The sequence below is a fragment of the Annamia dubia NIES-4383 genome, from assembly GCF_055394725.1.
The window spans coordinates 3,846,591-3,859,085 of record NZ_AP025630.1 but is presented as its reverse complement, the minus strand read 5'-3'; the positions used below and the strand labels follow the sequence as shown (position 1 = coordinate 3,859,085).

The window sequence follows — 12,495 nt, the reverse complement described above, 5'->3', positions numbered from 1 at the left end:
GATTTTACAAATTAATCATAACAAATGACTAATGACCAATTGCTGATGATATACTTTCTAAAGTTAAATTTTTACCAATAAAAACTAATTTAGTTTGACGAGTTTCCGTATTTTTCCACAGACGATCGTAAAAGTAATCAAAGCGATCGCCCACACCTTGTAACACCATTCTCATGGGTTTATTTGACACATTCACAAAACCTTTGATCCGATAAATTTCTTCATCTTTAACTAATTGTTTTAATTGCTTAATTAAAATTTTTGGATCAATAATTTCATCTAAAATATATTGAATTGAATTAATTTCATCATCATGTTCGTGATCTTCTTCCTCATCATGATGGGATGGCCGACTATCTAAATTATCCTCAACAGAGGCATTAAAACCTAACAATAAATCAGAATTAATTTTACCTTGATGACAAGCAATTATTTTAACTCCATCTCTCAATTCTTGATTTAATTTTTGCTGTACTAATTTCATTTTTTCTTGATTAATTAAATCAGTTTTTGTTAATAAAACCAGATCCGCACAAGCTAATTGATCCTCAAATAATTCCTCGATCGGTGTTTCATGATCTAAATTTGGATCCGCTTCTCTTTGAGCCTCTAAAGACTCTAAATCACCTACCATTTTACCATCAGCGATCGCCTCAGCATCCACCACCGTGATCACTCCGTCAACGGTGGCTTTATTGCGGATTTCGTCCCAGCGAAAAGCCTGAATCAGAGGTTTAGGTAAAGCTAAACCAGAGGTTTCAATTAAAATACAGTCAATATTATCCCTTTTTGTTAATAATTCTTGCATGGTGGGATAAAATTCTTCTTGTACAGTACAGCATAAACAACCATTAGTTAATTCCACAATATTAGTAGGCAATTCCTCAGAATCGTCACAAATTTGACAATCTTTTAATAATTCGCCATCAATGCCCACCTCGCCAAACTCATTAACTAAAACCGCAATTTTTCGGCCTTGATTATTTTGCAAAAGATGACGGATCAAAGTGGTTTTACCCGCCCCAAGAAAACCAGTAATTACAGTAACAGGAATTTTGTGCATATAATAATTAAATTTATTGAAATAATTAAATAATAATAATAATTTTAACGTAAACTTAAAAAGAAAAGTAGGGAAATTAGAAATAAGTTTCCCTACTGGTTTGTTAATAGTTGATAGTTAATAGTTTGCTGATATTATAACAGAACTATTGTGATTTTGCAAGTCAAAATTTTTAAGACGATCAATGATCAAGTAAAATTAAAAAATCTTATTAACTTTAATCAATTAAACTTATGGTTAATCGCAAAATTTTATTAACATCTTTTCAAACGTGGCTACCCCATCAAAAAACTAATTCTTCTGATGATTTATTAATGGAAATTCAGAAGATCTATTTACCAAAAACTGAATTAATTTTTTTAAGAAATTTACCTGTTAATATCGAGAAAGCTTCTGTTTTAACTGTGGAAAAAATAAACCAAAGAAAGCCACATTTTATTATTTGTTGTGGGATGGCGGAAACAAGTTTATTTTTACACATTGAATCTCAAGCTTTTGATCAAGATCAATATTATCAAACTACGGTTAATTTAACAGAATTAATTAAAGATTTAAAAATAACTACTATCAGTCATGATGCGGGTAAATTTGTCTGTGAAGGTTTATATTTTCAAGTCTTAAAACATCTTAAAACTTTAACTAATACTCAAGGGTTATTTATTCATGTTCCCATTTTAACACAGGATAATCAATCATTAATTATTGATGATTTTGTCTCAATTTTAGACAAAGTTAAGTCTAATTAATAATTTGATTAAAGGGGAAGTTTGATGCGAAAAAATCAAGTCTGCTTAGGCAGACTTGATCTGATTAAAAATTTGATTATTAATTCTGAATTGTTGAAGATTTTAACCAATTTTCTAAAATAGAATTAACTAATTCGGGGGCTTCATCTTGGGGGCAATGGCCTACATTTTTTAAAGGGATAAACTTTTTAACTGCGGGAAATTTAGCGTATTCTTGGCCTAAATTAATATCTTCCCAAGGGTCTTGATCTCCCCATAAAATAATAGCTTGACAGGGTAAAATTGGCAATAAATCTTCTGGTAAAGCTCCTTGAGAATAGGCCGTAAATGCGAGGAATACATCGGCCGCACCCTCATCTTGGGCAGGTTTAATTAAAATATCAATTAATTCATCGGTGACGGTTTCTTGATGATAATAGGCTTGTGATAAAATATTTTTGATTACTTTAGGTTGGGCTATTTTTTTAAAGAAATAATAACCGATTGGTTTATAAGTTAATACTTTTTGCATCAAAGATGCGCCCCAATTTTTATAAAATGGTAAGGCGTTTCTTTTCCTTTCATGTAATAATCTTAAGGAGCAATTAATTAGGGCAATTTCTAACACTAATTCTGGATAAGTAACGGCAGTTTGTAACACAACTATACAGCCGATGGAGTTACCTACTAAATAGGCGGGAGTGCCTACAATTTCTTTACAAAAATCGGCTATTTGTTGCGCCCAAGTTTCAAAAGTATAGTTAATTTCTTGGTTAGGAATTGGTTTGGCCGAGCCTCCAAAACCGATTAAATCTAACGCATAACAACGGGAAAATTGACCTAAAAATGGTAAATTTTTGCGCCAATGTTGCCAACAAGCCCCAAAACCATGCACTAAAACCACGGCCGCCCCTTCATTACCTTCACATTGATAGGTAATGTTATAACCTTGCCATTGCCAAATTTTAGGAGAATTTGTTGATGTTTTTTCAAGCATATTTTTTAATAAAGAAAACTTATTAATTTATTTATAAAAAAAATCTGTATTTTACGTTACTTTTTCTTATAATGTTAAATTATTATGACATTTTAATCATTAACTAACATTACACCATGAAAATTTTAACAAAAAGAAGAAGCTCAAGCTATTCCTCAAAACATCATAAAAATTGGTATCAATTTTTCAAGAAAAAATTATATTATTCTTGGTTAAAATTAAATCGTAGTCGCAAACATCAACCAAAATTTTCTTATCAACATATCTTTTTTTCTTATTTAGGTGGTTTTTTTGGCATTGCAACTTTAGCTTATTTATCTTTTTATACTCATAATACACTGATTGCTGCACCGTTTGGAGCTACCGCCGTTTTAGTGTTTGGTGTGCCGGAAAGCCCCTTGGCACAACCTCGCAATGTGATCGGTGGGAATGTGATCGGTGCGATCGTCAGTGTGATTTTAGTGGCTTTATTCGGTACTGCACCTTGGGTAGAAGCTTTGGCTGTGGCTACAACGATCAAATTGATGCAATTAACGAAAACAGTGCATCCTCCGGGGAGTGCGGTGGCGTTGGTGGGAGTGATGAGTGCGGCTTCTTGGAATTTTATTTTTACTCCCGTTTTTGCCGGATCGGTAATTACAGTTTTGTGTACCTATTTTTTCAATAATTTAATCTCAAAAAGAGCCTATCCAAAACATTGGTTTTAAACTATCAAAAATTTGTTTTAACCTGTTTTAACTGCATTAAAAATGATAATTAGATTAAATATAATAAAAGAAATTGAACATAAAGGTGCGCAAATTTTCCGATCAAAAAATATTGCTTTTTTGGCAAAACCTTCGTCATAAATTAAATGACAATAAAGGGAAATTAAGGTTACAAAAGCAATATAAAAAATTGTGGTTATATGAATTTTATCTACTAGACTTAATTGGGCAGAAATACCTAAAGTAGTGCCTAAACTTGAGTCGGCTACCTGCATATTAATTAAAGTTGAAAATAAGCCTCCTACTAATAAGTTAATCCGAGATCCTATTTCTTCTTTAGCATTAAAAAAGAAAGATAAAAAGCAAAGTGCTGCGGCGATATAGACTCCCGCAGTTAGTTTTAAAAAGCTTAAAATATTCCTTCTTTCAATGTAAATTTTGAGTAATAACTGAGATGCTTTAAGATCTCCTGATTGAATTTCTGGATCGCCAAAATTAGTTTTATATTGACTCTCAAGTGTTGATACTTCAAACTTTGCAATTTTCCAGCCAACAATTTTAAGATCTTCTTTATAACCTGAATTTTTAAGATCGGGAGTATAAACAAAATTGGAACTATCATAAATTGTATCTTCTAAAGGAATAGTTAATACATGACGATCAAAAGGATAATTTGTTAAATCCCAATTATATAACATTTTTACATTAAATTTAGCTTGACTCCAATAGACTTGATCAGTATTAGGAAATAAGTCAAATGGATCGGTTTTTTCTAAAACAATATCATTTTTTTTAAAAATAGATTTGGCATTAATTACTTCTACACTTTGTATTGGATTTAATTCTTTGTTTGGGCAGATACTCCAAAGCCAAAAATCAGCATCAAAAGTTTTATTAGCAAAGTCAAATTGATTTAAAGAAGCAAGATAAATTCCCATTTTACAAGTTTGAGGAATGGAGGGATTATTATTAGCAAAGATAGGTAAGGGGTTAAAAAATATCCCTAAAAATAAGCTACAAACTAAAACAATTAAAGATTTTAGAATTTTAGTTTTAATTAGATTAAATTGTTTAGAATAAATCATCATTTTTCTTAGTAATTTTTTGAAGTAAAATTAAACCAATAATTAAACAACTGGACATTAAGCCAGTAATGTTAATGGGGAAAATCGCTAAATTTTTAATAGAAATGGCGATTAAAGCCCAAACTATCACGGATTTAAAAATTAAGTTAACTTTTGGCCAAAATGCTAAAATTGTGGCCAAAATCATGACCAAAATTGTGCAAATATTCGGGGAAATAAAGCCCCAATTCCATCCTAAAGCATAGAGAGTTAAAGCCACATTAACAATCGTTGCAATGGTAATCCAACCTAAATATAAACTAATAGGATAAAGAATAAACCAACGTCTTTTTAAATTCAATTTTGGGAACTGAAAATTTAATCTTTGATAGAGTAAAATTAAGGGTATTAAAATGGCAATCATCACGAATAAAGAAAGAGTAAACCATCTTAATTGAAAGACAATAACCCATAAAATTTGAGCTAAACTACTCCATGTTAAATCATATCCTAATTGTTTAGAAATTCGCTCTTGGGAAGGTAATAATTGATAGAAACCTAAAGTAATTAAACCTAGATAAATTAAACCCCAGATCGCAAAAGCATAACTAGCAGGTACAATTAAAACATCTTTAAAATAAGTGTTAGAAATATCACTAATTGTTTCTCCATTAATTGGTAAAATATTAGAGATAATATTAGTTAGAAATGCTAGTAAAATTGTTAGTAAATTAATCCATTTTTGCATATAGTTGAGTTGTTTGTTGTTAAGTATTCTTAGTTTAACTAAAATTATGATTAGATTAAAGTTTAATCTAATTATCTATTAAAAAATAAATAATCAATGACTAATTAACTTTTTTCCACTCTTGAATATTCCAAGTGCGCACATCCCAAGAAGTGGAATTTACCCCTTGTAATTTATTACTAATTCCATCGGTATCCGCCCGATGAACTAAAGGAATAACTACATTATTTTTGATTAATAAATCATTCATTTCAATAAATAATTTAGCTCTTGTTTTTGGGTTTAATTCTATTTGGGATTTTTGCCATAATTCATCATATTTTTTATCACAATAACGCCCCGTATTATCACCAGTCCAATTATTAGATTTTTGGGGAATATCACCACAGGTAAAATTCTTCATATATGCCCCCGGATCGGGATTAGTGTTACCTGTGGTGTACATTTGTAAATCCGCATAAAAATGCCCCGTATTATCATTATTTGTCGGATCACTGGCAAAGAAAATACTCGCATCAATACTTTTTAATTCCACTTCTACCCCAATTTTTTGTAAGCCTTGTTTGATTACTTCTTGAGTTTTTTGACGTAATGGATTGACGGAAGTTTGAAATAAAATTTTCATTTCTACCCCATTTTTATCCCTAATTCCGTTATTATTTGTGTCTTTCCAACCCATTTCATCTAATAATTGATTGGCTTTTTCTAGGTTAAATTCATAACTATTATTAGAGGATTTATATTGCGGTGGAGAAAACAAAAGATTAGCAGTGGTAGCACCTGTTTTACCATATAATTGATTGACAATTGCCTCTCTATCAATGGCATAAGCAAAGGCTTGACGCACTTTTTGATCTGTTAAAAAAGGATGGGGATAATTTTTAAAAGACCTTTCTGCGGTGGGAGCTTCTTTATTTGGATCGCTAAAATTAAAGATTAATCTTTCACTTTGTGAACCCAAATTTGTCAAAACTTTTCCCTTGCCCATCCCTTCTAATTCTGTTAAGATTTTACCCTCAACTTGTAAATTATAAGCAAAGTCAAAATCCCCTGTTTGTAGCACTGCCCTCGCCGCCGAAGTCGCATCACCTCCTCCTTTTAATTCTATCTTTTTGAAAGCTAATTGATCGGCTTGACGAAAATAAGAATTAGGTTCATAAATGACCGTATCACCTGGTTTAAATTCTACAACTTTATAAGCACCTGTACCAACAGGCATTAAATTTGTAGGGGCTTCCCTTGCATTTTCTCCATTATACTTTTCAAATAAATGTTGAGGTAAAATCATGCCTTCATTGCCAGTAAAAGGTAAAAACCAAGCTGGATTTGTGTCTTTAAAAGTGATTTTTACAGTGTAATCATCAAGGGCTTCTACTGTTTTAATTGTTTCGTAAGAACCGGCCGTGGTTGTGCCAATTTTTGGGTTAATAATATATTGATAAGTAAAGACTACATCCTTAGCTGTAAAAGGTGTTCCATCAGACCATTTAATATCTTTTTTTAATTTCCAAGTAACAGATTTACCATCTTTTGATAACCCACCATTTTCTAAAGTTGGTTCGGTTTCTGCTAAGAATAAAACCAATTTTCCCTTATTATCAAAACTGGCTAAAGGTTCTAAAGTTATGCGACTAGCTTCCGCATCTTTAAAACCTGTAGATAAATGGGGATTAAGAATAGTTGGACTTTGCCAATATAATAATTTTAATATTTCAGAATTGTTATTATTAGAAACCGTATTTTGATTAGTTTCATTTTGATTATTAGGGGTGTTATTATTACAGCCTCCTAAAAATAAGGTAGAACAAAGAGATAGTAAAAAAAGAGAACGAAGTGTTTTTTTCTTAAACAAAGTTTTTGCTCCTAAATATGATCTGATTTTATGATATTGATTATAATTGATTTGATTTAATATTATACCAATTTGATCAAGAACTGATAAATATTTTCATCTCCTAAAGTCACTTTTTTTAGGTTGACTTTTACTTAAGTTATTTATTTTACAATTTTATCAAAACTGTATTATAATAAAAAATAACCAGTTTAATTATTATTTGATTTACAATTTTTTGCTTATGAATTGGCTTAATTTAATTAATAAAATTATTAAATATTTTATTTTATCTTGTTGTATTTCTATCATTTTTTATAGTTTATCTTTGAATTTTCATTTTTATTCTCCCCATCTTTGGGCGATCGCCGCCGAAGAAAAACAGATTAATCAAGAAAATTTTGGTTTTAAAATTAATGATTATAAAATGGAACATTACGATGATTTAATTTCACTTAATTTAATAGTAAAATATAGAATTAATACATCACCTCAAACCGAAATAAATCCTGATTTTTACCCTGATTTTTTGGTAATTATTGACCAGATTAAAGACTTTTTAATTAATTATCCCAATGAAACAGATTATTGGGAAATAATTAATCGCAAACTAGCTCAATCAATCTTAATAAAAAATCCTCAAATTAGTTCCCTCAAAATAAAAATAGAGATTAAACCTAATCTCAAAGATCCCTATTCTTATTATACAGAAGTAATTCAAACCTTAATTGAGTAATAAGTAATTAAGTAAAAAATAAGTCAATCAAAAACAATGACCAATGACTAATGACTAATAATTAATGACCAAGAAATAATCCAATTATCTTACGGAAAAAGAACTAGCAATAAGTTGAAATTGTTCCTTAACTTTATCCCAGCGTTGTGCCGTAGTAGATAAATTAAAAGTAAATAATTTTCCTCTGGAAATAGCAACACTCGCTAAATCATGACGTTTTTGATTATCAGCCAATTCTACTTCATATTCTAAAAGATAATAAGTATTACCTTTAAATTCTCTTGACTGTGCATTAATTAATTCAACTTCTCGATCACTATTAGGATCATTATTTAATTCTTTAAAAAAACGATAGCCCACATCAGTGGGAGTTCCTAAATCTTTTAAAGTTTGATTGTCAGGAATTTTACTAACAATAACACTTAAATTTTCAGTACGTTGAATTAAATCTCGAAAAATTAAATCAACTTTTTGATTATTTTTGTCTAATTCCATCGGGATCCAACCATTAGGATATAAAAATTCATAACCTTTTTCCGCCGAAACATAACTTTTTAAGCCACTAATAGGAGTAACACAAGCAGTTAAACTAAAGGTTAGAATAACCAGTAAAATTGTTATTAATAATTTGACAGATTTTAACATTGCAAAAAATAGATTTTTGAGTAGAATAATATTTATTATCTCATGATCATGACCAATGATCAATTGATAACTAATTTTTAACAATTTGTAATTGTTTAATTTTTTAATTTGCTCTAAAACATAATAGCTTTTTTTTAATAATTTTCATTAAATTAATTTTAAAATTTCTCTATGAATACAATTCAATCATCTTTTTCTTTATTCTCAGATTTTGACTTTTATCTTTTTGGAGAGGGTAATCATCATAAAATTTATGAGAAATTGGGAGCTAAAATTATTGATTTTGACCAAATTAAAGGAGTATATTTTTCGGTATGGTCTCCCAATGCTCAACAAGTTAGTGTGGTAGGAGATTTTAATAATTGGGATCATACTCAACATCCGATGATTAAAAATCAATTAGGAATCTGGGAATTACTGATTGAAGGATTAAAAGAAGGAGAAAAATATAAATTTGCAGTTAAAAATGCTCAGGGTAATTTAATTTTTAAAACCGATCCCTACGGTTATCAACAGGAATTAAGACCTAATACCGCCTCAATTGTGAATAATTTATCCTATCATTGGCAGGATCAACAGTGGTTAGAACAAAGACAAGAAATAGATCCCCATGATCAGCCGATCGCTATCTATGAAGTGCATCTCGGCTCATGGTTACATACAAGCTTAGATCAAGCCCCTGAAATGGGTCAAGCCGTGCCTGTGCCAAATAAAGAGGGAGCAAGATTTTTAACCTATCGAGAATTAGCCGATCAATTAATTCCCTACGTTAAAGAAATGGGTTACACTCATATTGAGCTTTTACCCATTTCTGAGCATCCCTTTGACGGCTCTTGGGGCTATCAAGTGGTAGGATATTACGCCCCCACCTCCCGTTATGGCACACCCCAAGATTTTATGTATTTTGTGGATCAATGCCATCAACACAACATCGGCGTTATTATAGACTGGGTGCCGGGGCATTTCCCCAAAGATGAACATGGGTTAGCTTTTTTTGATGGCACACCCTTATATGAATACGCCGATCCCCTTCAGGGTGAGCATAAAGGTTGGGGTACATTAGTATTTAATTATGCTAAAAATGAAGTCAGAAATTTTTTAATTGCTAACGCCCTGTTTTGGTTTGAAAAATATCACATTGACGGCATTCGGGTAGATGCGGTGGCCTCAATGTTATATCTGGATTATGACAGACAACCCGGACAATGGATCCCCAATCAACACGGCGGCCAAGAACATTTAGAAGCTGTGAGTTTTCTGAGGCAGTTAAACGACACAATTTTTCAATATTATCCCAACGTACTTTCCATTGCGGAGGAGTCTACCTCATGGGCGAATGTGTCTCGCCCTACGGCCATAGGCGGTTTAGGCTTTAATTTTAAATGGAATATGGGCTGGATGAATGATACTTTAAGATATTTTCAAGTTAATCCGAGCGATCGATCTAATTATCATGGAGCAATAACTTTTAGTATTTGGTATGCTTTTAGTGAGAATTTTATGTTAGCTTTATCCCATGATGAAGTAGTACATGGCAAGGGCAATTTATTTCAAAAAATGCCCGGAGATGACTGGCATAAATTAGCAAATTTAAGATTATTATTTGCTTATATGATTACCCATCCGGGCAAGAAAACTCTGTTTATGGGGATGGAATTTGGACAGACAAAAGAATGGAATGTTAATACAGATTTAGATTGGAGTTTATTACAATATCCGCCCTATCAACAATTACAAAATCTGCTTAAAGATTTACTTAATTTATATCAAAATGAACCCGCTTTATATAGTGATGATTTTACCAATCATGGCTTTGAATGGATTGATTGTCATGATGTGGCAAGGGGCTTAATTTCATATATTAGAAAAGCGAAAAATTCAGATCAATCTATCATCACAGTTTGTAATTTTAAACCGAATACCTATCAAAATTATTGGGTAGGAGTAAATAAGGAGGGTAAATATCAAGAAATTATTAATACAGACTTAGAACAATATGGAGGTAGGGGTGTAAAACATAGCGATCCAATTACAACAAAACAATGGAATAATCAACCTTGGCCTTACGCTTTAGAAATTACTGTTCCCCCCTTATCTCTAGTTAGTTTTAAACTAATTGAGAATTAATTATTAACCATTAATTAAAAACAAAATTTTAAAAAATGAACAAAATTTTTCCGATTATTCCTGCTTCTAATGCCGCCCTTTGGACGGTTGGCATTATTTTTGTTATAATGCTTTTGTTAAATATTTTATTTGGTTATATCGCCTATTCTACTCGTCATGTTCAATTTATTTTATCAGATCAAAGTTTAGAAATTAAGGGCGATATTTACGGTACAAAATTAAACAAAAATGCCTTAAAAATTGATCAAGTAAAGTTAATTAATTTAGATTTAGATAAAACTTATCAACCAAAATGGAGAACAAATGGAGTCGGTTTACCCGGCTATTTATCGGGGTGGTTTCGATTAAAAAATAAAGAAAAAGCCTTATTATTTGTTACTAATACCAAAAAAGTAGTTTATTTACCCACAACTAAAGGTTATTCTTTAATGATGACCATGCAAAAACCGGAGGCATTTATTGATAGTTTGCACTCAATTAATTATTATTAATTTACAAATTTACAAGGCGGTAAAATGTTATTAAGATCACTTTAACCGCCTTAGATTAAAAATTATTAATTCATTTAATTAATAACGATAAGCTTTGACAGTTTCAAAGAAACAACCCACATTTTCTTCAGGTGTACCAACTAACACACCATGACCTAAATTCATTATATGGCCTTCATTTCCAGCTTTTTTAATCGTATCAAAAATTCTTTCTTTAATAAATTCTTGACTACCAAAAAGACAACCCGGATCCATATTTCCTTGAACTTTCATACTTTTTCCGAGTCTTTGTCTGGCTTCTGCCATGTCTACTGTCCAGTCAACGCTCACAATATCAGCGCCGGATTTACCCATTCTTTCTAAAACTCCTGAACTTCCGCTAATATACAGAATTAAAGGTGTATCAGGATGGGTTTCTTTGACTTTATTAAATACTTTTTGATGGTAGGGTAATGCGAATATTTCATAGTCTTGGGGACTTAATTCTCCTGCCCATGAATCGAACATCTGTACTACTTGCGCCCCACAATCAATCTGATAACAAACATAAGTGGCGATCGCATCGGCAATTTTAGTTAAAAATTGATGTAACATGGCTGGTTGACTGAAAGCCATACTCTTGATATTAGCATAGCTTTTTGAGCCTTTACCCTCGATCGCATAGGCGGCCAGAGTCCAAGGCGCACCCACAAAACCTAGTACAGTAGACTTATTACCCACTTCTTGACGTAAAGTGTTTAAAATGGTTTTGATATAGGGTAAAGCCGTTTCAGGATCGAGATCGTGAATTTGATCAATTTGTGCTTGAGTGCGGATCGGGTCTTCAATGATGGGGCCTTTACTTTCGATAATATCAAAATTGATGCCGATACCGGGTAAAGGGGTTAAAATATCGGAAAACATGATCACACCGTCAGGCTGAAAGGCTTCCCAAGGCTGTAAAGAAATTTCGATCGCCAGATCCGCGCGTTCAGAACGATCACGGAAACTGGGGTATTTATCCCGTAGATCACGATAAACTTTCATATAACGCCCTGCTTGACGCATCATCCACACAGGAGGGCGATCGGCTTTTTCACCCCTTGCGACTCTTAAGAGTAGGGGAGTCTCGTTATTACTGGTCATTTTATAAATAGCTCCTATAAAAAATTTTTTTAGTGCATAGTTAGCTTATCATTTTTTGAGAACTTCCCAAAATTTGTTAAAAATTTGTCTTATGGTAAAATGACACTCAACAAACTAAGAAATATAATTTAATCCTTAATCCTGTTAGAAAAATTAACTTATAATTTATCGCCAAGTCACAAAGCTTGTCCTGAGCGTAGTCGAAGGAACGCAAAGAATATTTATAAGTTAAAAAA

The 12,495-nt window shown here is 31.6% G+C and carries 12 protein-coding genes; 5 read left to right on the top strand and 7 right to left on the bottom strand.

All coding sequences use genetic code 11. The features are described from left to right. Positions 1-28 precede the first annotated feature (28 nt). Positions 29-1,063, bottom strand: coding sequence for a cobalamin biosynthesis protein CobW (gene cobW / locus Anndu_RS17265; protein ID WP_464102380.1), 1,035 nt, complete (start codon positions 1,061-1,063; stop codon positions 29-31). 233 nt (positions 1,064-1,296) lie between these two features. On the opposite strand from cobW, the gene Anndu_RS17260 reads away from it, so the two are divergent. Further along, positions 1,297-1,809: a C15 family peptidase gene (locus Anndu_RS17260; protein ID WP_464102379.1), complete on the top strand. Its 513-nt coding sequence runs from the start codon at positions 1,297-1,299 to the stop codon at positions 1,807-1,809. 79 nt (positions 1,810-1,888) lie between these two features. Here Anndu_RS17260 and Anndu_RS17255 read toward each other — a convergent pair whose 3' ends face one another. Then, a complete protein-coding gene (locus Anndu_RS17255; RefSeq protein WP_464102378.1) occupies positions 1,889-2,785 on the bottom strand; it encodes an alpha/beta fold hydrolase in 897 nt (298 codons plus the stop codon). Between the two features lie 116 nt (positions 2,786-2,901). Between Anndu_RS17255 and Anndu_RS17250 the strand changes: the two genes are divergently transcribed. Continuing rightward, positions 2,902-3,492, top strand: coding sequence for an HPP family protein (locus Anndu_RS17250; RefSeq protein WP_464102377.1), 591 nt, complete (start codon positions 2,902-2,904; stop codon positions 3,490-3,492). Between the two features lie 17 nt (positions 3,493-3,509). Here Anndu_RS17250 and Anndu_RS17245 read toward each other — a convergent pair whose 3' ends face one another. From Anndu_RS17245 to Anndu_RS17235, 3 genes are all read right to left on the bottom strand, one after another. Next, positions 3,510-4,580 (bottom strand): ligand-gated ion channel, encoded by a 1,071-nt coding sequence (locus Anndu_RS17245; RefSeq protein WP_464102376.1) that lies wholly within the window; start codon positions 4,578-4,580, stop codon positions 3,510-3,512. Beyond that, entirely contained in the window at positions 4,564-5,304 is a 741-nt protein-coding gene (locus Anndu_RS17240; RefSeq protein ID WP_464102375.1) for a tryptophan-rich sensory protein, read from the bottom strand. Before Anndu_RS17240 ends, Anndu_RS17245 begins: the two co-directional genes overlap by 17 nt. Positions 5,305-5,404: 100 nt before the next feature. After that, positions 5,405-7,156 carry a peptide ABC transporter substrate-binding protein gene (locus Anndu_RS17235; RefSeq protein WP_464102374.1) on the bottom strand — a complete coding sequence of 584 codons (1,752 nt, stop codon included), beginning with the start codon at positions 7,154-7,156 and terminating at the stop codon, positions 5,405-5,407. Positions 7,157-7,379: 223 nt separating this feature from the next. Between Anndu_RS17235 and Anndu_RS17230 the strand changes: the two genes are divergently transcribed. Then, positions 7,380-7,871: a hypothetical protein gene (locus tag Anndu_RS17230; protein ID WP_464102373.1), complete on the top strand. Its 492-nt coding sequence runs from the start codon at positions 7,380-7,382 to the stop codon at positions 7,869-7,871. An 84-nt stretch (positions 7,872-7,955) separates the two neighbouring features. Here the strand turns inward: Anndu_RS17230 and psbP are convergent, their stop codons facing one another. Further along, positions 7,956-8,516: a photosystem II reaction center PsbP gene (psbP, locus tag Anndu_RS17225; RefSeq protein ID WP_464102372.1), complete on the bottom strand. Its 561-nt coding sequence runs from the start codon at positions 8,514-8,516 to the stop codon at positions 7,956-7,958. 171 nt (positions 8,517-8,687) lie between these two features. On the opposite strand from psbP, the gene glgB reads away from it, so the two are divergent. Then, a complete protein-coding gene (glgB, locus tag Anndu_RS17220; RefSeq protein ID WP_464102371.1) occupies positions 8,688-10,643 on the top strand; it encodes a 1,4-alpha-glucan branching protein GlgB in 1,956 nt (651 codons plus the stop codon). A gap of 35 nt (positions 10,644-10,678) precedes the next feature. Next, complete coding sequence (locus tag Anndu_RS17215; protein WP_464102370.1) at positions 10,679-11,134, top strand: PH domain-containing protein; 456 nt, start codon at positions 10,679-10,681, stop codon at positions 11,132-11,134. 78 nt (positions 11,135-11,212) lie between these two features. Here Anndu_RS17215 and hemE read toward each other — a convergent pair whose 3' ends face one another. Then, on the bottom strand, positions 11,213-12,259 hold the full coding sequence (hemE, locus tag Anndu_RS17210; RefSeq protein WP_464102369.1) for a uroporphyrinogen decarboxylase: 1,047 nt from the start codon (positions 12,257-12,259) through the stop codon (positions 11,213-11,215). Positions 12,260-12,495: the final 236 nt, after the last annotated feature.